Annotated in this window: 20 protein-coding genes; 10 read left to right on the top strand and 10 right to left on the bottom strand. The window is 64.8% G+C overall.

Features of this window, described 5'->3' with window-relative positions; all coding sequences use genetic code 11:
- Positions 1–8 precede the first annotated feature (8 nt).
- The 7 genes from pstA to EDD25_RS17920 form a co-directional block, all read right to left on the bottom strand.
- Positions 9–1,097, bottom strand: a complete 1,089-nt coding sequence (gene pstA, locus EDD25_RS06050; protein WP_134172491.1) for a phosphate ABC transporter permease PstA — start codon at positions 1,095–1,097, stop codon at positions 9–11.
- Entirely contained in the window at positions 1,097–2,041 is a 945-nt protein-coding gene (pstC, locus tag EDD25_RS06045; RefSeq protein WP_134172490.1) for a phosphate ABC transporter permease subunit PstC, read from the bottom strand. The genes pstA and pstC overlap by 1 nt, the downstream gene beginning before the upstream one ends.
- 141 nt (positions 2,042–2,182) lie before the next feature.
- Complete coding sequence (gene pstS, locus EDD25_RS06040) at positions 2,183–3,271, bottom strand: phosphate ABC transporter substrate-binding protein PstS (RefSeq protein WP_241986264.1); 1,089 nt, start codon at positions 3,269–3,271, stop codon at positions 2,183–2,185.
- 136 nt (positions 3,272–3,407) lie between these two features.
- On the bottom strand, positions 3,408–4,343 hold the full coding sequence (locus tag EDD25_RS06035) for an NUDIX hydrolase (protein WP_134172488.1): 936 nt from the start codon (positions 4,341–4,343) through the stop codon (positions 3,408–3,410).
- Complete coding sequence (locus EDD25_RS06030; RefSeq protein ID WP_134172487.1) at positions 4,340–6,514, bottom strand: RNA degradosome polyphosphate kinase; 2,175 nt, start codon at positions 6,512–6,514, stop codon at positions 4,340–4,342. Before EDD25_RS06030 ends, EDD25_RS06035 begins: the two co-directional genes overlap by 4 nt.
- Positions 6,515–6,569: 55 nt before the next feature.
- Entirely contained in the window at positions 6,570–7,490 is a 921-nt protein-coding gene (gene mshD / locus EDD25_RS06025; protein ID WP_134172486.1) for a mycothiol synthase, read from the bottom strand.
- Positions 7,459–8,148 (bottom strand): response regulator transcription factor, encoded by a 690-nt coding sequence (locus tag EDD25_RS17920; RefSeq protein WP_241986263.1) that lies wholly within the window; start codon positions 8,146–8,148, stop codon positions 7,459–7,461. The genes mshD and EDD25_RS17920 overlap by 32 nt, the downstream gene beginning before the upstream one ends.
- 75 nt (positions 8,149–8,223) lie before the next feature.
- Here EDD25_RS17920 and EDD25_RS06015 point away from each other — a divergent pair, with 75 nt between their 5' ends.
- The 4 genes from EDD25_RS06015 (at position 8,224) to EDD25_RS06000 (ending at position 11,422) form a co-directional block, all read left to right on the top strand.
- Positions 8,224–8,487, top strand: coding sequence for a hypothetical protein (locus EDD25_RS06015; protein WP_134172485.1), 264 nt, complete (start codon positions 8,224–8,226; stop codon positions 8,485–8,487).
- A gap of 218 nt (positions 8,488–8,705) precedes the next feature.
- The gene (locus tag EDD25_RS06010) at positions 8,706–9,320 is read left to right on the top strand and encodes a heme-binding beta-barrel domain-containing protein (protein WP_134172484.1); all 615 of its coding nucleotides are present in this window, start codon (positions 8,706–8,708) and stop codon (positions 9,318–9,320) included.
- A 93-nt stretch (positions 9,321–9,413) separates the two neighbouring features.
- On the top strand, positions 9,414–10,637 hold the full coding sequence (gene ygfZ / locus EDD25_RS06005) for a CAF17-like 4Fe-4S cluster assembly/insertion protein YgfZ (RefSeq protein ID WP_134172483.1): 1,224 nt from the start codon (positions 9,414–9,416) through the stop codon (positions 10,635–10,637).
- A 35-nt stretch (positions 10,638–10,672) separates the two neighbouring features.
- Entirely contained in the window at positions 10,673–11,422 is a 750-nt protein-coding gene (locus EDD25_RS06000; RefSeq protein WP_134172482.1) for a phosphoglyceromutase, read from the top strand.
- A 77-nt stretch (positions 11,423–11,499) separates the two neighbouring features.
- On the opposite strand, the gene phoU is transcribed toward EDD25_RS06000, so the two are convergent.
- Positions 11,500–12,156, bottom strand: coding sequence for a phosphate signaling complex protein PhoU (phoU, locus tag EDD25_RS05995; protein ID WP_134172481.1), 657 nt, complete (start codon positions 12,154–12,156; stop codon positions 11,500–11,502).
- Positions 12,157–12,335: 179 nt separating this feature from the next.
- Between phoU and EDD25_RS05990 the strand changes: the two genes are divergently transcribed.
- Both EDD25_RS05990 and EDD25_RS05985 read left to right on the top strand, forming a co-directional pair.
- Complete coding sequence (locus EDD25_RS05990) at positions 12,336–13,508, top strand: sensor histidine kinase (protein WP_134172480.1); 1,173 nt, start codon at positions 12,336–12,338, stop codon at positions 13,506–13,508.
- Positions 13,509–13,518: 10 nt separating this feature from the next.
- Entirely contained in the window at positions 13,519–14,199 is a 681-nt protein-coding gene (locus EDD25_RS05985) for a response regulator transcription factor (RefSeq protein ID WP_134172479.1), read from the top strand.
- 781 nt (positions 14,200–14,980) lie between these two features.
- On the opposite strand, the gene EDD25_RS05980 is transcribed toward EDD25_RS05985, so the two are convergent.
- Together EDD25_RS05980 and EDD25_RS05975 are read right to left on the bottom strand one after the other, a co-directional pair.
- Positions 14,981–15,682, bottom strand: coding sequence for a M23 family metallopeptidase (locus EDD25_RS05980; protein WP_241986262.1), 702 nt, complete (start codon positions 15,680–15,682; stop codon positions 14,981–14,983).
- Positions 15,683–16,270: 588 nt separating this feature from the next.
- Positions 16,271–16,804, bottom strand: coding sequence for a hypothetical protein (locus EDD25_RS05975; protein WP_134172477.1), 534 nt, complete (start codon positions 16,802–16,804; stop codon positions 16,271–16,273).
- Positions 16,805–16,991: 187 nt separating this feature from the next.
- On the opposite strand from EDD25_RS05975, the gene EDD25_RS05970 reads away from it, so the two are divergent.
- From EDD25_RS05970 to rlmB, 4 genes are all read left to right on the top strand, one after another.
- Positions 16,992–17,474, top strand: coding sequence for a CarD family transcriptional regulator (locus EDD25_RS05970; RefSeq protein WP_134172476.1), 483 nt, complete (start codon positions 16,992–16,994; stop codon positions 17,472–17,474).
- Between the two features lie 127 nt (positions 17,475–17,601).
- Positions 17,602–18,840 carry a 2-C-methyl-D-erythritol 4-phosphate cytidylyltransferase gene (ispD, locus tag EDD25_RS05965; RefSeq protein ID WP_134172475.1) on the top strand — a complete coding sequence of 413 codons (1,239 nt, stop codon included), beginning with the start codon at positions 17,602–17,604 and terminating at the stop codon, positions 18,838–18,840.
- Positions 18,837–20,252, top strand: a complete 1,416-nt coding sequence (gene cysS, locus EDD25_RS05960) for a cysteine--tRNA ligase (protein ID WP_134172474.1) — start codon at positions 18,837–18,839, stop codon at positions 20,250–20,252. Before ispD ends, cysS begins: the two co-directional genes overlap by 4 nt.
- Positions 20,252–21,388 (top strand): 23S rRNA (guanosine(2251)-2'-O)-methyltransferase RlmB, encoded by a 1,137-nt coding sequence (gene rlmB, locus EDD25_RS05955; RefSeq protein ID WP_134172473.1) that lies wholly within the window; start codon positions 20,252–20,254, stop codon positions 21,386–21,388. The genes cysS and rlmB overlap by 1 nt, the downstream gene beginning before the upstream one ends.
- Positions 21,389–21,431: the final 43 nt, after the last annotated feature.

Genomic DNA, 21,431 nt, shown 5'->3' with positions numbered 1-21,431 from the left:
AAAAAAAGTTAGCGGCTGAACTTCGGGGAGAAGATCTTGGCGATCAAGCGAGCGAGACCGTTGAGCACCATCACGATGACAATGAGGGTCAGGGCTCCGGCCCACGCCCGGTCAACGTAGGCCTGAAAATCTGCTCCCTGGTTCGCGTACTGCGTGTACACGAAGACCGGGAGGGTCATCATCCGCTCGCTGAACAGATCGTAGTTCATGCTCGAGGTGAACCCCGCGACAATGAGCAGCGGAGCGGTTTCACCAATGACCCGGGCAATCGAGAGCATGATTCCGGTGACGATCCCGGCAATGGATGTCGGCAGCACGACCTTGAGAACGGTCAGCCATTTCGGCACCCCGAGTGCGTACGCGGCCTCCCGCAACTCGTTGGGAACGAGCTTGAGCATCTCTTCGCTTGAGCGCACCACCACGGGGATCATGAGCACCGCGAGGGCAATCGATCCCCCGAAGCCGAAGCGGATGCCCGGGTCGTTGAAGAGCAACGAGAACAGGGCGAAGGCGAAGAGGCCGGCCACGATGGAGGGGATGCCGGTCATGACGTCGACGAAGAACGTGATGCCCTTCGCGAGTCGGCCACGACCGTATTCCACGAGGTAGATGGCGGCGAGCAGCCCGATGGGTACCGAGATCAGCGTTGCGGTGCCGGTGACCAGAAGCGTGCCCATGATGGCGTGCAGCGCGCCGCCACCCTCGCCCACCACATTGCGAAGGGACGAGGTGAAGAACGTGGGGGTGAGAGCGGCCGGAAGACCGTTGATCACCGTCGTGCCGACGAGCGAGATGAGCGGGATGAGCGCAATGATGAAGGCGCCGGTCACGAGGGCCGTGACAAGCCGGTCGGTGGCTTTGCGGCCGCCCTCGACGGCGCGGGAGAAGACGTAAATGGCGATGCAGTACAGAAGCGCGCCGGTGATAACGGTCCCGATCACGTTGAAGCCGTCGGTGGCGCCGGAGACATTCAGCACAACGAAGAACAGGCCCGCGACGAGCCAGCTTGCGAGCAGCATCCAGATCGGTGAATTCTTGGGCAGCTTGCCAGCGGTGAGGGAATTGCTCAACGGGCGGGCAACGGTGGGGACGCTCATCAATTGGCTCCGGAGAATGCCTTACGGCGGTTGATGACGACGCGAGCCAGCATGTTCACAATCAGGGTGACCACGAAGAGAACGAGGCCGGTGGCGAGCAGAATGTTCACTCCGATGCCGTGCGACTCGGGAAAGTTCAGTGCGATGTTGGCCGCGATCGTCGTGGGGTTCTGGGAGGTGAGCAGCTGGAAAATGACCTGTGGACTGGGGGAGAGCACCATCGCCACGGCCATGGTCTCGCCGAGGGCCCGCCCAAGGCCGAGCATTGCCGCGGAGATGATCCCAGCCCGGCCGAAGGGGAGCACGGCCATCTTGATCATTTCCCAGCGCGTTGCGCCCAGAGCCAATGCTGCCTCTTCGTGCAGGAGGGGCGTTTGCAGAAAGATCTCGCGGCAGATGGCGGTGATGATGGGCAGAATCATGACGGCGAGCACGACGGCCACCGTGAAAATGGTGCGCCCGGTTCCGGAAACCGGACCCTCGAAGAAGACGATCCAGCCGAACCAATCCACGAGCGTTGCGTAAAAGGGCTGCACCAGGGGTGCGAGCACGCCAATGCCCCAGAGGCCGAAGACCACGGAGGGCACAGCGGCGAGCAGGTCGATCAGGTAGCCGAGGCCCTGGGCGAGCTTGCGCGGGGCGTAGTGCGAGATGAACAACGCGATGCCGATGGCGACGGGAACGGCCATCAGGAGGGCCAGGGCGGCCGACCAGAGGGTTCCGAACACGAACGGCCCGACGTACTGCCAGAAGTTGGTGATGCGGCTGCCGAATTCGTCGGCCGGGGCGGTGAAGGCGGGCAGGCTCTGCCAGAGCAGAAAGAGCGCGACCATGGCGAGCACGGCGAGAATGAGGCTTCCCGCTACGACGGTGGCGCCCGAAAAAATTCGGTCGCCTGGTCGCTGTCTGGCCTTGATCGTGGTGGCGGCAACTACGGTCGTCATGCCGGACATCTCCCTGAATCTGTGATCGAACCTGTCGAAGAGGTGCGGCTGACTGGTTCGGCCGATAACCTCATTTTGCCCGGCACGGCCCCCTCATGCAATGCGAGGGCCGTGCCGGGCAAATTGTAAAGCGGGCGGGTGCTACTTGATGGTCTCGATAACGGCGGCGACCTTGTCCTGAAGCTCGGGCGAGAGCGGCGCCGCGCCGGCCTTGTCGGCGGCCTCTGCCTGTCCCTCAGCGCCGGCCATGAAGCCAACGTATGCCTTGACGAGCTCAGCGACGGCCGGGTCTGCATATTCGGTGCAGACAACGGCGTAGCTCACGAGCACGAGGGGGTACTCGGCCGCGTTGGTGGTCTTGCGGTTGAGGTCGAGCGCGAGGTCGTTGGCTTCGCGGCCTTCGACGGCGGGCGAACCGGCAACAACCTCAGCGGCGGCCTCGGCGGAGTACTGCACGAACGTGTCGCCAACCTTGATCTTGGCAACTCCGAGTTCGCCGGCCTGGGACGCATCGGCGTATCCGATGGTGCCCACGCCGTTCGTGACGGCGCTGACCACACCGGAGGTGCCCTGGGCTCCTTCACCGGACTGGTACGGGAACGGGTCCGCGGCAGATTTGTCCCACACGTCGGGAACGTTCTGGTTCAGGTAGTCCGTGAAGTTCTTTGTGGTACCGGAGTCGTCGGAGCGGTGCACTGCGGTGATCGCGGTGGACGGGAGGGATGCATCCGGGTTGAGCGCGACGATTGCTGCATCGTCCCAGGCCGTGATGTCGCCCTTGAAGATCTTGGCGAGCGTCTCAGCATCCATGTTGAGGTCGTCGACGCCCTCGACATTGAAGATTACTGCGATCGGCGAGATGTAGACGGGAAGGTCAACGGCCTTGGTGTCGACGGCACAGGAACCGAATTCCCCGGTCAGCTCGTCGTCTTTCAGGTAGGAGTCAGACCCGGCGAATGCTGAGCCGCCGGCGATGAATGCTTCGCGACCCGCGCCGGAACCGGAGGGGTCGTAGTTGATGGTGACGTCGGGGTTGTTCGTCTGGAACGTGGCGATCCAGGCTTCCTGGGCCGCCTGCTGTGAGGAGGCGCCTCCGGCGTTCATGGTGCCGGAGAGGGTGCTGTCGGAGGCAGTATCCGAGGATCCACCTTCGTTTGCTGCGCAGGAGGACAGGGCGAGTGCTGCGACGACGGCGACAACTGCAGGACGGCCAAAACGCTTAAAGTTCACGGGGATCCCTTTCAGGGTAAATCGGGTGCAAATCAGAACGGTGCTCGGTGCAGGTCGGTGCCGACCCATAGGCGAATATAGGCGGGTTGATTAACGGGACACCCTCGCGAAGGTAAACGGAAGGTGAACGAGGCGCCTATATGTGCGGTGTGTGCCTCTCGATTGCGATGATTCCGGCACTCGGATTCTCGCTTGACAGGTGCACGATCGAGAACGCCCCGGTATCCAGATCTGCCGCGTCGGCCAGTTCCGCGTTCGGCGTGCTGCCGGTCGCGAGGCCGATTTCACGCATGATTTCGGGAAGAACGGGGCTGTGGCTGCACAGGACGGCGGTCTTGCGGGACCGTACCCGCTTGCCGATCACCGCGCGAACATCCGCTTCGCCGGATTCGAGTGCGTCCTGACTGATCAGATCAGTTTGTTTGGCGGTGATGCCGGTCGCCGCAGCGAGCGGCGCGACCGTGGTGACGCACCGCGTGGCCGTGCTGGAGATGATGCGCTGCGGACCCCAGGCGGTGATCATGTCGGCGACGTTTACGGCCTGGAGAACGCCGCGGGTCGTGAGCGGACGCTTGCTGTCCTGCCCTAGGCCCGTGCGCGGGGCGGCCTTGCCGTGCCGGAGTGTGATCAGGGCGAAGGTGCGAGTGATTCCCGCATCCACGAGCGCGGAGAAGGCCTCGAGAATGTCAACGTCGGCCGAGTAGCTCAGGTACGTGCGGGCCTTCTTGATGGTGACCCATTCAATGGCCGCCACCTCGCCGTTGGGCACGAAGGTGGAACGCGCAATCGCTTCGGGTGTGATCTCCGCGGCCCAGTAGCGCACGATCTTGGCGCGCCCGTCAGGCATGTCGTAGCGTGATATTCCCAGAGGCACGCCCAAGGCCACGTCGAGACCGGTTTCCTCCTTCACCTCGCGAACGGCCGTGCGCGGGAGGGACTCTCCGGGGTCGACCTTGCCCTTGGGGATGGTGACGTCGCCGTGCACGGTGCGGTGAATCAGCAGCACGTGCATGCGGCCGTCGACGAGGCGCCAGCACACGGCACCGGCCGCATAAATTTCCGGCGCGCTCACCGGCGGATTCCCTGGCGTTTGCGCTGGCTGATCTGTTGCATGAGACGGTTCTGCATGTCATCGAGCGGCGCGCCTGCCGCGTCCTGGTCGTGCCGGGTCCAGTGGCCGGTGTCATCGAGCCACCAGGCCGACGTGCGATCGCTCATGGCTCGTTCGAAGAGACCGTCGATCTCCATCTGGTGTGCCGGATCGACGAGCCGCACGAGCGCCTCCACGCGCCGGTCGAGGTTGCGGTGCATCATGTCGGCGCTTCCGATGTACACCTGCGTGTCTCCGAGGTTGTGAAAGGAGAAGATGCGCGAATGCTCCAGATAGCGACCGAGAATGGAGCGAACGCGAATGTTCTCGCTCATGCCGGGAACGTTGGGCTTGAGGCTGCAGATACCGCGCACCCACACATCCACGCGCACCCCGGCCTGGCTCGCCCGGTACAGGGCATCAATGATGTCTTCATCGACCATGGAATTGACCTTGATGCGGATGCCGCTCGTCGCGCCGGAGAGGGCATTCTCGGTCTCGGTCGCGATGTGCTTGAGCAACGCCTTACGCAGGTGCAGCGGCGCCACGAGAAGACGCTTGAACTTCTTCTCGATGGCGTATCCGGAGAGCTCATTGAAGAGCCGGGTGAGGTCTTTGCCCACCTGGGGGTCGGCGGTGAGCAGGCCCAGGTCTTCATAGATGCGGCTGGTCTTGGGGTTGTAGTTTCCTGTGCCGATGTGGCTGTAGTGGCGCAGCACACCCTTCTCGTAGCGCACCACGAGCGCGAGCTTGCAGTGGGTCTTGAGGCCCACCAGCCCGTACACGACGTGCACGCCGGCCTTTTCGAGCTTGCGCGCCCAGGTGATGTTTGCCTGTTCGTCGAAGCGGGCCTTGATCTCCACGAGGGCGAGCACCTGCTTGCCTGCATGCGCGGCGGCAATGAGCGCCTCCACGATGGGGCTGTCGCCGGAGGTGCGGTAAAGGGTCTGCTTGATGGCGAGCACGTTCGGGTCCGCGGCGGCCTGCTCGAGGAAGGCTTGCACGCTCGTGGCGAATGACTCGTAGGGGTGGTGCAGCAGGACATCGCCGTGCGCGATCGCGGTGAAGATGTCGGACTCGGCGTTGGCTTCTGCGGGCAGCAGCGCTGCGGCCGTGGTGGGCACGTGCTTGGGAAAGTGCAGGTCGGGGCGGTCGATGCGCAGGTCGAACAGTCCGCCCAGGTCGAGCGGTGCCGGCAGGTGGTAGACCTCCTGCTCGGTGACATCGAGTTCGCGAACGAGCAGCCCGAGGGTCACCTCGTCCATGTCCTCGGTGACCTCGAGTCGAATGGGCGGGCCAAAGCGGCGTCTCAGCAGCTCTTTTTCAAGCGCCTTGATGAGATTCTCGGTCTCGTCCTCGTCGATCTCCACGTCTTCATTGCGGGTGACGCGAAAAACGTGGTGTTCGAGAATTTCCATCCCGGGAAACAGGTCGCCGAGCTGATTGGCGATGAGGTCCTCAAGGGCGATGAAGCGCAGGCGGTCGACGGATTCGGTGCGGTCGACGCGCACGAACCGCGGCAGCATGGGTGGCACTTTGAGCCGGGCGAATTCCTGCTTGCCGGTCTTTGAGTTGCGCACACGCACGGCGAGATTGAGCGATAGCCCGGAGATGTAGGGAAACGGATGCGCCGGGTCGACGGCGAGGGGCATGAGCACCGGGAAGATCTGATTGGAGAAATACGTGCGCAGCGAACGTCGGTCGTCGTCGCCGAGGCTCTGCCAGTTAACGACGTCCACGCCGGACTCGGCGAGGGCCGGGCGCACGAGTTCCTGGAAGGCCAGCGCGTGACGGGTCTGCAGGGCGTGGGCCTGGGTGGAGATGTCGCTCAGAACATCGGTGGCGGCGCGCCCCACGTTGGTGGGTACGGCGAGACCGGTGAGGATGCGTCGCTTGAGACCGGCGACGCGCACCATGAAGAATTCGTCGAGGTTGCTCGCGAAGATCGCGAGAAAATTGGCGCGTTCGAGAACGGGAAGGGCGGGGTCTTCCGCGAGTTCCAGTACGCGCCGGTTGAATGCCAGCCAGCTGAGTTCCCGGTCAAGGTAACGGTCGCTCGGGAGTGCCGGATCGTTCTTACCGAAGAGCGGGTCGAAGTCATCGTCAAAATCATTGCCGAGTCCGGAATTCGCCTGAGTTATTTCGCCGTCCATCTGACTATCCTTCCAGCTTCCACCCCGATCGGACGTCGATCCGGGCAACATCTTCTTAAACGGGCAGGCGTCGGTACTGTACGTCGACGGTGTGTTCGCTGAACCCGAGGGACCGGTACAGGTGAACAGGCCCCACGCTGTCGGCCTCCACGTAGAGGGAAGCGGTCGTGCATCCCCGAGCTGAGAGGCGCTTGAGCCCGGCGAGCATCAGCGCTCGCCCGAGGCCGGCCCCTGCGGTGCCGGGGTGAACCCCCAAAACATAGATCTCACCCACATCGCCCTCCACTTTCAGCCAGTTGTACCCCACCATGCGACCGCCCCGGTCTCGGGCGATCAGAAAGTCCTCGGCCTCGAACCAGTGCTCGGCCTGCCGGTCCGTGAGGTCGGCCACGGTGACGCCGCCCTGTTCCGGATGCGCCGCAAAGATGTGCGCGTTGAGTGCAACCCAGTCGGCTGCGTCGGTTTCGGGTCGAAACGTGTCAATGACGAATTTCTCGGGCAGCGGATGCTGCGGCTGCGGCCCCAGGGGCATCCGAAGCTCGAGCAGCGTGCGAACTTTCTCGAAGTGGAAGTGAGCGGCGAGGCCTCGCGCACCAGGGTGATCTCCGTGCGACCACGCGGTCACCTCGCCGTCAACGTACTGCAATACCGTCGCGAGTGCGGCGCGCCCATATCCCCGGCGTCGAACGGCCGGCGCGACCACCAGGTCCACCTCCCCGGCTCCCTCAACGGCCGCCCCCACAACCTGCCCCGAAGTCGCCCCCATCTCGCTGGTCGAACCTGTCGAGACCACGTACCCCGTGCGCTTCCCGGCGCGCACGTCGAACATGGTCTGCTCATTGAACGGTTCGTACCCGTCATTGTCGAGCGCGGCGACCGCAACCGCCTCGAAGGCGGCGAGTCCCGCCGTATCCGATGCCTCGATGCTGACGAGCGTTACGGGGTCAGTCTCGAATGGGGTGGGGTACGCGTTCATCTTTGTCCTCATGCACGTTGAAGCGGTACCCGACGTTACGCACGGTACCAATGAGTGATTCCTGGTCGCCAAGCTTCGCGCGAAGACGGCGCACATGCACGTCGACGGTGCGGGTGCCGCCGAAATAGTCGTAGCCCCACACTTCGCTGAGCAGCTGTTCGCGCGTGAATACCCGCGACGGGTGCGCCGCAAGAAACCGCAGCAGCTCGAATTCCTTGAACGTGAGGTCGAGCGGTTTGCCGTGAACCTTGGCCGAATAGCTCGCCTCGTCAATGACGACGCCGGCCGCACGAATGGTGGGGGAGGGCTCGTTGCGAGACACCCGCCCCGCGTTGAGGCGCATTCGGGCATCGACCTCTGCCGGACCAGCGGTGTCGAGCACAACATCGTCGACGCCCCAGTCGGGACTCACCGCGGCGAGGCCGCCCTCAGTGATCACGAGCAGCAACGGAACCGATAGCCCGGTGCTGCGAAGAACCTGGCACAGCGACTTTGCTGCAGCGAGATTGGTGCGGGCATCGACAAGAATGACGTCCGAATCGGGGGCGGTGATCAACTGATCGGCGGACGCCGGGATCACGCGCGTGCCGTGGGACAACAGCGCCAGGGCGGGGAGAACGTCGGTGTTGACCGCGGAGGTCAGGATCAACAGCTGCAAGCGAGGCCTCCAAGTATCGTGCGGCTCAGCCTACCCTGCGCACGCAATTGCTCTTGAGCAAGGCACAATGGAACGGTGAGTGGGCACTGGATATCTATTGCGGCAGTCTGGGTACTGGCCGTTATCGGCGCTACCCTCACCGGATTGACTGCGCCTCCGGGCGAAACGCTCGCGTGGGTGGCGCTCACCCTGGCCGGCTGCACACTCGTCACCCTGTCCCTCCAACTGGCGACCGGTCAGAAAGAGGGCTACGTCGCACGCGTGACGGCAAGCATTGTGGGTGCCGTCATCGTGCTCAGCGTCGCGACCCTCGTCTTTGGAATGATGCACCTCTCCTGACCCGCGCGTCGCGCGATGCGGGGCACGAGTCCCCGAATCGCACACAGGGCGGCAGGAATTCGCACGGGTGGCGGGTGGATCGACCGCTAGACTGTGGGCATGTCGCTGCTCGCACTTGAACTCCTATTCCTGGGTCTCCTTGGCCTTGCCAGCTTGTCTATCGCCTGGGTGTCCGGGTTGGTCGTCTTCAAGCTGTTCCGGGGGCAGCGGTAGCCTCCGTGCGTGAGCTTCCGGTTGGCTTGCCCTCCGAACTCGTTCCACTGTCCTGGCTTCTGGGCGTCTGGGAGGGTTCCGGCGTGTTGGAGTACCAGATAAGCGACGACTCGGTCAGTCGCACCTTCGGTCACCGCGTGAGTTTCAGTCACGACGGCCTGCCCTACCTGAACTACAGCTCATACACCTGGCTCGAACCGGAACCCGGTTCCGAGAGCGATGAGAAAACGCCCCTTGCCACCGAAACCGGGTATTGGCGACTCAGTCGCCCGCAGCTGGAAGCCGATCAGGGACCGGGCCTGCTGCCGGGACTCAACGACCGGCCCTATTCCACGACCAATGCGGTGGAGTCCCTGCGCAACGCCGACGGTGGTTTCGACATCGAGGTTGTGCTCGCTCACCCCGGCGGCGTGGCCGAGCTCTACCTCGGCCAGGTGAAGGGCCCGCGCATCGATTTGGCAACGGATGCCGTCGTGCGCACCGCGGGGGCCAAGGCCTACTCGGCCGCCACCCGAATGTACGGCCTCGTTGACAACCACCTGCTGTGGGCATGGGACATCGCCGCCCTCGGACAGGAGCTTCGCACGCACGCCTCCGGCCGCCTGGGTCGCCTCGAATAACCCCACATCCCTGGAATAGCGAACCCGTCGTCGCACGTGCATCACGCAGCAGCACCCGCCCGGATCGACGGTATCCGGGCAGAATTGAGTCTCATGACCAGCCCAGCAATTTCCCCCCTTCTCGACCTGGACGGCGCCGTTCAGGCCGAAGGCACCGATGCCGGGGTTGCGGCCCACTACGGCAATCCCATGATCGAGCAGCGCTCGCTTCTGGCCGGTCGCGCCCTGGTAGACCTGTCGCACCACGGTGTGCTGGGAGTCTCCGGTCCCGACCGGCTCACCTGGCTCAACTCCATTGCCAGCCAGGAGCTGCGCAGTCTTGCGGTGGGTGAATCCACCGAGGCGCTGCTGCTCGATCCCAGCGGACGACTGGAATATGCCATCCGGGTCATGGACGACGGGGTGCAGGCCTGGCTCCTGGTTGAAGCGGCGGAGCTTCCCGGCCTGCAGGCCTTCCTCGACAGGATGAAGTTCACGCTGCGGGTACAGATCGTGGACTTCAGCCTCAGCTACGCCACCGTCGGCACGATGGCGGGCGACCCCGCTGCGCTGCTTGACGGCCTCGCCGTTCCTGTCTCTCGGCCGAACGGTGTGCCGCTCGTGTGGACGGACCCGTGGGCGAGCGTGGCTCGAGGAGGGTTCCAGTACGCGGAAACCCCCGAGCACCCCGGGGCATCCTGGCAGTGGGCGGAGATGCTGGTGGCCCGCGCGTCGCTTTCGGCGCTTGCGGCGGCACTCGCCGCGCAGTCGCCCTCCACCGGGATCGTTCCGGCAGGCCTGATCGCCCTCGAGGCACTGCGTATCGCCGCATGGCGTCCACGACGTGCCATGGAGGTTGACGACAAGACCCTTCCCCACGAGCTTGACTGGCTGCGGACTGCCGTTCACCTCAACAAGGGCTGCTACCGCGGCCAGGAGAGCGTGGCCAAGGTGCACAACCTCGGCCACCCGCCGCGTCGCCTCGTGTTGCTTCACCTCGACGGGTCGGAGGGCGTGTTGCCGGTGCACGGCGACGCGGTGCAGGCCGACCGGCGCCGTCCCGCCTCCGCCGACGCAGCCGACGCAGCCGACGATGCCGCACGCGAAACGGAACGGGTCATCGTTGGCACAATCACGTCAAGCGCCATCCACCACGAACTCGGCCCGATCGCGCTCGCCGTGGTGAAGCGGATGATCCCTGCGGCATCCACTCTCTATGTTTCGTCGCAGGACGTGTCGATTTCGGCCGCCCAGGAGATTATTGTGCCGCAGACCGCCGGGTCCGTCGCCGAAATTCCACGGCTGCCGCGCCTCGGCCCCCGCACTCCCAAACACTGATCCGGGGGGCCGTGCCCACTCGCTAGAGTGGGTTTATGCCTGCTCCCTATACTCTCATCCTCCTCCGTCACGGCCAAAGCACCTGGAACCAGCAGAACCTGTTCACCGGCTGGGTGGATGTTCGCCTCAGCGAGCAGGGAGTCACCGAAGCCAGGCGCGCCGGCCAGCTGCTGGCCGAGGCCAACCTCCTGCCCGATGTGCAGCACACCAGCCTGCTCAGCCGCGCCATCCAGACCGCCAACCTCGCCCTCGAAGAGGCCGACCGCCTCTGGATTCCCGTGAAGCGTTCCTGGCGTCTCAACGAGCGCCACTACGGTGCGCTGCAGGGACTCGACAAGGCGGAGACCCTCAGCACATACGGCCAGGAGCAGTTCATGCTCTGGCGCCGTTCCTTCGACACCCCGCCGCCCGTGCTGGCCGACGACAACGAGTGGTCGCAGGCCGGGGATCCGCGCTACGCCGGTCTCGGCGACGAACTGCCGCGCACCGAGTGCCTGAAGGACGTTGTCGAGCGGATGCTGCCCTACTGGGAATCCGATATCTCCGCCGACCTCCGCACAGGCCAAACCGTTCTCGTGACCGCGCACGGCAACTCGCTGCGTGCGCTGGTGAAGCACCTCGACGGGATCAGCGACGCGGACATCGCCGAGCTCAATATCCCCACCGGCATCCCGCTCGTCTACAAGCTCGGTGAAGACCTCATGCCGCTCGGTCCGGGCGAGTACCTCGACCCCGCGGCAGCAGCAGCCGGTGCCGCGGCCGTCGCGGCGCAGGGCAAGAAGTAGCCACTACGGCAGCGTGACTTCACGCAGCGAAGGCCCCGTCATCTGGTGACGGGGCCTTCTTAGTACTGATGAGCGTGTTACGCGTTGATGTCCTGGTGCCAGGCACCGGTACCGAGGTACTGGACCTTCTTGGCAATCGACACCGCGTGGTCCGCGAAGCGTTCGTGGTACCGGCTCGCGAGGGTGGCATCCACGGTGTCTGCCGCGAGACCCTTCCAACTTTCGCCGAGTACGGCCTCGAAGACGCTCAGGTGCAGAGCGTCGACCTTGTCGTCTTCATTGCGAATGATCTCGGCGAGTTTCATGTCCTCGCTCGTGAGCAGCTCGGTGAGCATCTTGGCGATGACGACGTCGAGGGCGCCCATTTCGGCGAAGGTGCTCCGCAGCCCCTTCGGGATGGCCTTGTCCGGGAAGCGGTAGCGAGCCAGCTGCGCGATGTGGGTGGACAGGTCGCCCATCCTCTCGAGCGAGGCGCTGATGCGCAGTGCGCTCACGACGATGCGCAGGTCGCGGGCGACCGGCTGCTGGCGGGCGAGGATCGTGATGGCAAGCTCGTCGAGCTCAACCGTGAGTTCGTCGATCTTCTCGTCCTCGGTGATGGCTTCTTCGGCGAGGCCAACGTCGGACTCGTTGAAGGAACGAGTGGCCTTGTCGATCGAGATCGCGACAAGTCGAGAGATCTCCACGAGGCGCGACTGCACCTCGGCAAGTTCTGATTGAAATACTTCACGCATGGGTGTGTGGCCCTTTCTCAGGCGCGGGGTTCCCCTGGCTTGGACCCGCATTGGCTCCGACGTATTCTGCCGCACCAAAGTGAACAGGAGACGCCGGGGAGCTGAACTTCTTCTAAAGTACAGGGTCTGCGGGCCGGATGCTGCGTCGGTGGCCCGCGAAACGCAAGTAATCTGGCTATATGCAATCGACATGGCTGGTGCTGTTGTCTCTGGCGCTCGGTCTGGGAGTCGGTGCCGGGTTCGTGGTACTGCTGCAGATGGCCGAGCACCACGGTCGGCGGGCAACTGAGGTGGTCAATCCCGTGGTCCCTGACGGGATCGACCAGGTGCTTGACGCGCTTGAATCGGCTGGAATCGTGCTCGATCCGTCCAATAACGTGGTCAAGACATCGGCTGCAGCCCTCACCATGGGCCTCGTCTTCAACGCGCAACTCGTGCACACGGAACTCGTCGAGCTGGCCCGACGGGTGCGTCGAACCGGTGAGCCCATTTCGGAGGACCTTGTGCTGTCGCGTGGCCCGTTCAACGACGCGAGCCTGCACTATCGGGTGCGGTTGGCGCGCCTTGGAACTCGCTACGTGCTCATCCTGGCGGAGGATCGCACGGAATCTTTCCGTCTCGATGAGGTGCGTCGCGATTTCGTGGCGAACATCAGCCACGAGCTCAAGACGCCCATCGCGTCGGTCGGCCTGCTAGCCGAGGCGCTCGACCAGGCGGCGGACGAACCAGCCCAGGTGCGTCGATTCGCGAACCGGCTCACGACCGAATCGGCCAGGCTGGGTCGCCTCACCCAGGAGATCATTGAGCTCTCTCGGCTCCAGGCGAAGGACGCGCTGGCGACGCCGGAGCGCCTGAACGTTGACGAGGTCGTCGCGGCGGCGGTGGACCAGAGCCGGGTCGTGGCCGAGGCCGAAAACATCACCATTGCCGTGGGTAAGAAATCCGGTGCCTTCGTCTACGGGGACGAAAAGCTGCTCATTGTGGCGGTGCACAACCTCGTCTCGAACGCGGTCAACTACTCACAACCCGGGTCCCGAGTCGGCATCGGCGTGCGCAGGCAGAAGAACGTCGTCGAGATCACCGTGACCGACCAGGGCATCGGTATCGCCGAGAGCGACATCGATCGGGTTTTCGAGCGGTTCTTCCGGGTGGACCAGGCTCGCTCACGTCACACCGGCGGCACGGGCCTGGGACTTTCCATCGTGAAGCACGTGGTGCAGAACCATGGAGGCGATATACGCGTCTGGTCCCAGCCCGGTCGGGGTTCCACCTTCACCATCCGCCTCCCAGAGGCGGCGAAACCAGAAGTCAACCAGGGTGGCGCTTCGGTGCCGCACAACGCTCAGCGATAGGACAGATCCAGTGACACGCATCCTTTTGGTCGAAGACGAGAGCGCGCTCAGCGAGCCGCTGAGCTTCCTGCTTGAACGTGAGGGCTACGAGGTCACGGTGGTCGAAGACGGACCGAGCGCGATCGCCGAGTTCGACCGCAACGGCACCGACCTCATTCTGCTCGACCTCATGCTTCCCGGGATCCCCGGGACGGAGGTCTGCCGGGAGATCCGCTCGCGATCCACGGTCCCCATAATCATGGTCACTGCCAAGGACTCGGAAGTAGACGTCGTCGTTGGCCTCGAACTGGGCGCCGATGACTATGTCACAAAACCGTATTCCACCCGTGAGCTGCTCGCGCGTATTCGCGCGGTCATGCGTCGGCACACGGAGCAGGACGACGCCGACGACGCTGCACTGGAAGCCGGCACCGTGCGCATGGACATCGAGCGGCACACAGTAGCCGTGTCGGGCGATGTTGTGAATATGCCGCTGAAGGAATTTGAGCTTCTCGAATATCTGCTCCGCAACGCCGGACGGGTGCTCACCCGAGGACAGCTTATCGACCGGGTCTGGGGCACGGATTATTTCGGCGACACGAAGACACTTGACGTACACATCAAGCGAATCCGTTCGCGCATTGAGTCCACGCCCTCAGACCCGACGATGCTCGTGACCGTTCGTGGCCTGGGGTACCGCTTCGAGGCCTAGCCCCTAGCCCTTAGCCCTTAGCCCCTGGCGACGGTCACGCGCCACCGATAGGGCCCACCGGGATGCTGCCAGTCAGAGGGCAGTAGCTCGCTGGCCGGTTTGGGTGCTCTTGCGGGGTGGTGCAATCCGGTCGTAACGCGAATGCGTCGTCGCGCTTCGGTGGGAAGGCACGGGAGCCATGCCGACAACGACTCGGCTGCACCCGGAGCACTCCAGCACGTAGCGGGGCGCATCCTTCCAATGATCATGGGCGGGATTGGGAGTCAGTCGAGCTTCGGAATGGCAATACGGACAAGTGAATCGCACGTGTGTCTCCTCTCAAAGGGGCAGGAGCACCCCGGGCGGAAAATTTCGTAATTCGTACGATTATGCCGCCGAGCGCCCATCAATTCGGCCCCAGTTCGGGGGTGTATACACGTGCGCGCGCCTCAGCCCCCACAAATCCACGGGATCTTCCTCGAAAAAGACTGCACGTCCGGGCGAGAAGGACGCGATCATCAGTCGCCGCTTTGGCTTGTGGGTTGCGGTATTTTGGCGGGGCACGGTCCGGATTGCGTGAGCTGGACGTAGACGTCAGGTTCGGTGAGCCGGCTCGTCGTCGCGTAGCTGCACCGGGTACACCTGCCCGATGGGATCGGCGCTGACGCGGTGCCCAGGGTTTGTGTGGGTTCTTGAGCGTCAGGGCGCGGGGCTGTCGCTCGTTGGTGGAAGTGCCGTCAACCGTTCTAGCTCGTAGGCAGGGTTTCGCCGATCGCGAGACCCGCCACGTCGAACCGCGTGCTTAGCCGAGAGAGACTCCTCGTGCGCTCATGAATGCCCGGGGGTTGACTGGTGAGTCATCGACGCGCGTTTCGAAGTGCACGTGACATCCGCTGGATGCGCCGGTGCTACCGACCTCGGCGATCGTTTCGCCGGCGGAGACGGTCTGCCCCTTGGTGACCAGGACCGTGCTGTTGTGTGCGTATCCGGTCTGGATCCCGTCGCCGTGATCGATGAGGACCCAGTTTCCGTAGGAACCCTTGTAGCCAGCCTCCACGACGGTGCCGCCGTTGGCCGCGGACACGGGCTGCCCGCACGAGGCCGCGATATCGGTCCCGTTGTGGAAGCTGCCGACGCCGTCGACCGGTTTGTTGGCCCGCGGCCCATAGGGGCTCGAAATGTGTCCGGCCACGGGCAGCACCCATCCGAGGCCCAACGTGAACGGGGTCGTTTCTTCGACGGCGGGGACGACGACCTTCGGCACCTCCGTGAACGTGTAACCATCACGTTGGGCCGGGGCCGCAACGGCATCGGCGCTAATGTCGATGGACTGTTCGGCGGGGGAATGACTGCTTGAGGCGCCAGAAGCCGTGAACGATGAGGTCGACGTGACGGCCGTGACGGAGTCCATCGCCAATGCCGGCATCGCGGTCGTAACCATCATGAGTCCAACGGCGCTCATGGCCGTCAGGCCGACGAGTCCCCGGCCCAGGGCAGAACGCATCCGCTTCTGGGGGGCTGAACGTCGTGCCCGGCTCGGACGGTCGTCCAGCGTTGGGGCAGGATGCGGACGTTGACGTTCTTCTGCGCGAAGAGCTCGTCGTGTGGCCGAAGCGGCAGTGTTTTCCGTGGCGCCGTTCGTGGACGGGCTAGGCACTGGTGTTCGTCCCTGGTGACGGGGCATGGATGAAGGAGGTGTGAGGCATTAGATTTTCCAGAATTGCCGTCAGAACGGCGTAAGCAGAGGAGCCGGGCCTCTCAAACACGCAGTTCAGAGGCCAGGCACGGGCATGCTCGTGGCGGCACGAATTGGGTTCGTATTCGTCTCGCCCGCCACTCGCTGACACCCTTAACGCTACACGGCGTGTTTTTTCTGGACTGGGAAGACTCTGTGTTCGCGGCCCCCGGCCTGGCGGATCGCCTGAACCACTGCCCGGTGTCGACCGGTGTGCGCTTCTCCTGCGCAGGCTGAATCGGGGCACAAACTCATGGCGGGGAATGGCCCGCGTGGGTCTTGCCGTGAACGCCGGGTGCCCACAGCGTCATGCGGGTACTCGTTGCTCGGCTCGAGGGCCGAGCGGTCGTCCGTGGCCTAGTGGGCCGGGGCTTCCGTGGGGGGTGCGCTGGGAATCGCCGTGGGGGTGGCGCTCGGAGCGCCCGCGGGCAGCAGGCCCTGGTATTCGGGCTGTTCGCCGGTGAGTACGGGGAGCAGGAGCTGCACACCGGTCTCTTCGCCATACTGGAAGAAGACCGGGAAGAGGTCGCCGGGAGCGGTGTCAATGTTTTCGAGCGTCACGTTCGGCTCGTTCTTCGCGCCGATGGTGACGCTGGAATTGGCGCGCACTGTCACGAGCTCGGTGACCTTCTTGCCGTTGGCGTCGTACTGCACGGTGAGGCTCTCGGCCGTGTCGCCCACGTTGACCGCGGTCACGAGCAGGGTCGCCGTTTCGCCGTCTGCGGAGAGCAGCATGGCGTTGCGAATAGCCACGTCGCCGACGTCGCCACTGACACCATCGCTGGGGTCGTACTGAATGAGCGTGGCCTGGGGGGCGCCAAAGCCACAGGCGCTGGTTCCGATCAGGATGCCGGCCGCTATAACAACGGATGCAACGATGCGCGCACTCACAAGACCTCCACAACGGGGCAGCGACCGCGCGGAAGGGCCCGGTGCTGCAAATTTCGCTTTGACTCCAGCTTAGCGGCGCCGGGGCGCCGCAATGAACGAACGGACGAACGGCACCGTCGATGAAACCGACCGCACCCTACCACTACTCGATGTGGTATCCTAGACCTTGCTGAAGGGATAAACATCTATGCTTTTCGAGGTTGGCGAAACCGTCGTTTATCCCCACCACGGTGCCGCAGTGATCACAGAGGTCAAAATGCGCATCGTCAAGGGTGAAGAAAAGCTGTACCTCAAGCTCAATGTCACCCAGGGCGACCTCACCATCGAGGTTCCGGCAGAGAACGTCGATCTCGTTGGTGTTCGCGATGTCATCGGTCGCGAAGGGCTCGATGAGGTTTTCACCGTGCTGCGCGCGCCGTTCACCGAGGAGCCCACCAACTGGTCTCGTCGCTACAAAGCAAATCTAGAGAAGCTTGCCTCTGGTGACGTCATCAAGGTTTCAGAGGTCGTGCGCGACCTCTGGCGTCGCGATCAGGATCGCGGCCTGTCAGCGGGCGAGAAGCGCATGCTCGCGAAGGCCCGCCAGATTCTGATCAGCGAGCTCGCCCTGGCTGAGAAGACCGACGAAGAGAAGGCCTCAACCGTTCTCGACGAGGTCCTCGCGTCGTAAGCCCCCACAACCCCAACATGCTTTTCCCTGAGAAAGGCGGTGCCGCGAGGTGCCGCCTTTCGCTTGCGTTCCGCCAGCGCACCGCCTCGTTCATCCGTCCAATCAACCCAGCAGATAGCCGCCAGACATGACTGAAACACCCGCTCCCACGGTCGGGGTCATTGTGGTCGCTGCCGGAAGTGGCACGAGGCTTGGTCGCTCTCATCCCAAGGCTTTCGTGCACCTTCAGGGCCGGACTCTGCTCGAGCACGCGCTGCTGGGTGTCTTTGGCATGTCGGAGGCCGTTCAGGTGATTGTGGTCGCGCCGGAGGACCGCGTTGGCGAGGCACGCGCCGTCGCTGCCGACGCCTCCGCGGCGCGCGAGGCGCTGGGCCCGGTCAGCGTGGTGGCCGGCGGGACCACACGTCAGCAGTCCGTCGACCGCGGCCTCGCAGCCCTCGACGCCGAGGTCGAGATCGTGCTCGTGCATGACGCCGCCCGCGCACTGACCCCCTCAGACCTGTGCGACCGCGTCGTTGCCGCCGTGCGAGCCACCGGTGCCGGGGTGATCCCCGGACTCGCTGTGGTCGACACGATCAAACGCGTCGACGCATCCGATCTCATTCTCGACACCGTCGACCGCGCCGAGCTGTCGGCCGTGCAGACGCCACAGGGCTTTCCCCGCGCCGTTCTCGTGGCAGCCCACGACACGCTCGCCGATGAGGCAACGGATGACGCGGCGCTCGTGGCCGCCGCGGGTCACGCCGTGCGTGTGATCGAGGGTTCGCCGCTCGCCTTCAAAATCACCACCCCGAACGACCTCGAACGCGCCGGGCTTCTGCTCGCGCCCGCTCCCGGCGCCATCATCGTGCCGCGCATCGGAACCGGCCTCGACGTGCACGCCTTCAGTGACACCGCCGAACTCTGGCTCGCAGGCCTCAACTGGCCGGGGGAGCGCGGGCTCTCCGGCCACAGCGACGGCGACGTGGCCGTGCACGCCGTCTGCGATGCCCTGCTCGGCGCTGCCGGACTCGGCGACATCGGCGGCATCTTCGGCACATCGGATGCCCGCTTCGCCGGCGCACACGGCGACGTGTTTCTCACCGAGACCCTGCGCCTCGTGGCCGAGGCCGGCTTCGCGGTGGGCAACGTGTCGGTGCAGATCATCGGCAACCGCCCCCGGTTCGCACCCCGCCGTGGCGAGGCGGAGGCGTTACTCGCCGGCCTGCTGCAGGCCCCGGTGAACATCGCCGCGACGACCACGGATGCACTCGGCTTCACCGGCCGTGGCGAGGGCATCGCCGCCACGGCGACGGCACTGCTGGTGCCTCGTGCCCCGCTCACCCGGCCGACCGTCATGCGCCCTGTCCTAAGCTTGGATGTGTGACCATGCGACTCTACGATTCCCAGGCCCAGGCCCTCCGTGACTTTGTCCCCCTTGAACCGGGCAAGGCCGGAATCTACGTGTGTGGACCCACCGTGCAGTCGAGCCCACACATCGGCCACCTGCGCAGCGCACTCGTGTACGACCAGTTGCGCCGCTGGCTCACCTATCGCGGTCTCGACGTCACCTTCATTCGCAACGTGACGGACATTGACGACAAAATCCTGGTCAACGCGCAGGGCTCAAGCGAGCAATGGTGGGCGCTCGCCTATCGTTACGAGCTCGAGTTCACGGCCGGCTACCAGCGCCTCGGAATTCTCGCGCCCACGTACGAACCGCGAGCGACGGCGAGCATCCAGGAGATGCAGAACCTGATCACGCGGCTCATTGATCTGGGCCATGCCTATCCGGCGAGCGACGACTCCCATGATGTGTACTTTGAAACCGCCAGCTGGGACGCCTACGGCGACCTCACCCGTCAGGGCCATGGCGACATGGAAGCGGCAGCGGATGCGGACCCTCGCGCCAAGCGCGACCCGCGCGACTTCGCCCTCTGGAAGGGTCGTAAAGCCGACGAGCCCGAGTCCGCCTCCTGGGACTCCCCGTGGGGCTCCGGCCGCCCGGGCTGGCATATCGAGTGCTCCGCCATGGCGGTGCGCTACCTCGGTGCGGCGTTCGACATTCACGGCGGCGGCCTCGACCTGCGCTTCCCGCACCACGAGAACGAAGTCGCGCAGTCCACGGCGGCGGGCGACCCCTTCGCGACCTACTGGGTGCACAACGGCCTCGTGCATGTGAACGGGCAGAAGATGAGCAAGTCGCTTGGCAACTCCATCTACGCCGCCGAGCTGCTCAACCAGGCCCGCGCCATCGTGGTGCGCTATTACCTCGGCGCTGCTCACTATCGTTCGACGATCGACTACCACGACGGCGCCCTGTTGGAGGCCGAGGCCGCACTCGAACGCGTGGAGAGCTTTCTCGACCGTGCCGACCGCCGTCTGGCTGACACACGTTTTGCCGGCTCCGGCGCGCTCGTCGTCCCCGTGGAATTCGCGGAGGCCATGGACGACGACCTTGCCGTTCCCCAGGCGCTCGGGGTGTTGCATGACACCGTTCGCACCGGTAATGCGGCGCTCGACGCCGAAGACCTGCACGCGGCGGCTTCCGCCCGTGGTGAAGTGCTCGCTATGAGCGAAGTTCTCGGAATCAACCCGCTATCGACCGGATGGTCGGTAGCAACGGATGAGCCCGCCATGGTTGCCCTCACCGCCCTCGTTGAGCGTCTGCTCAAGGATCGCGAAACCGCCAGGGAAACCCGCGACTATCAAGCCGCAGACCGTATCCGGGACGAACTCGTCGCCGCCGGAATAACCATCGAAGACACACCCTCGGGTGCCCATTGGAGTTTTGACTGATGAAGAACACAGACCGCAAGGCACGCACCGGGTCCGTGCGCAAGGGCAGCCGCGGCGGCCAGGTCGGCTCAGGCGGCCAGGGTCGCCAGGCGCTGGAGGGCAAGAAGCCCACACCCAAGGCCGAAGACCGGCCGTACCACCCCGCCGGAAAAAAGAAGGCCGCCAAGGATCGCTTCGCCGCGGCCGGTGGGTTCGCATCGCGTCCGACCAAGGACAGCACAAACGAGGGCGCCGCACGCGGCGGTGCCCGTGGGTCAAGCCGCGGCGCGTCGCAGGGCTCCCGCGGGGCCTCGCAGCCCGGACAGCGCAGCACCGGCAATTCCGGTGGAGGCGGCGCCTCCACGCGTCGGGCCAAGCAGGTGGACGAGCACGAAATCGTCACCGGTCGTAACTCGGTCGTCGAGGCGCTCCGAGCCAAGATCCCCGCGACCACGCTCTACATCGCATCGCGCATCGAAATGGATGAGCGGGTCAAAGAGGTTCTCCTCATGGCCACGAGCCGAAATATTCCCATCCTCGAGGTCATGCGCCCCGAGCTCGACCGTCTCGCCGGGCGCGATTCCGTGCACCAGGGCCTCGCGCTCAAGGTTCCGGCCTACGAATACGCACACCCCATGGAACTGTTGCAGCTCACGATCAGCCGCGGCCACAAGCCGGTTTTCGTGGCCCTCGACGGCATCACCGATCCGCGTAACCTGGGTGCGATCATCCGCTCCACGGCGGCGTTCGGCGGACACGGCGTAATCGTGCCGCAGCGTCGTTCCGTGGGCGTCACCGCTTCGGCGTGGAAGACGTCGGCCGGCGCCGCGGCCCGCACGCCCGTGGCCATGGCCAGCAACCTCACCCAGACGCTCAAGGCGCTCAAGGAACAGGGCGTATTCGTGCTCGGCCTCGACGGCGACGGCGACGTACAGCTTCCCGAGCTCGGCCAGGGCTTTGCCGAGCGGCCGATCGTCATCGTCGTGGGCAGCGAGGGTAAGGGGCTGTCCCGCCTCGTCACCGAGACCTGCGACGCGATCGTCTCCATCCCGATCAGCGCCTCGACCGAGTCCCTCAACGCGGGCATCGCCGTCGGAGTCACCCTTTACGAGGTATCTCGACTGCGCGCCGCGATCAAGGCAGCGAAACAGGCCTAGGCACTGCCCATCGCACCATGAAGGGGTGACGGATGCCGCGGCA

This window comes from Cryobacterium psychrophilum (assembly GCF_004365915.1).
GTDB classification, from domain to species: Bacteria; Actinomycetota; Actinomycetes; order Actinomycetales; family Microbacteriaceae; genus Cryobacterium; species Cryobacterium psychrophilum.
The sequence above is the reverse complement of the archived record's forward strand: the minus strand, read 5'-3'. Positions and strand labels throughout refer to the sequence as shown.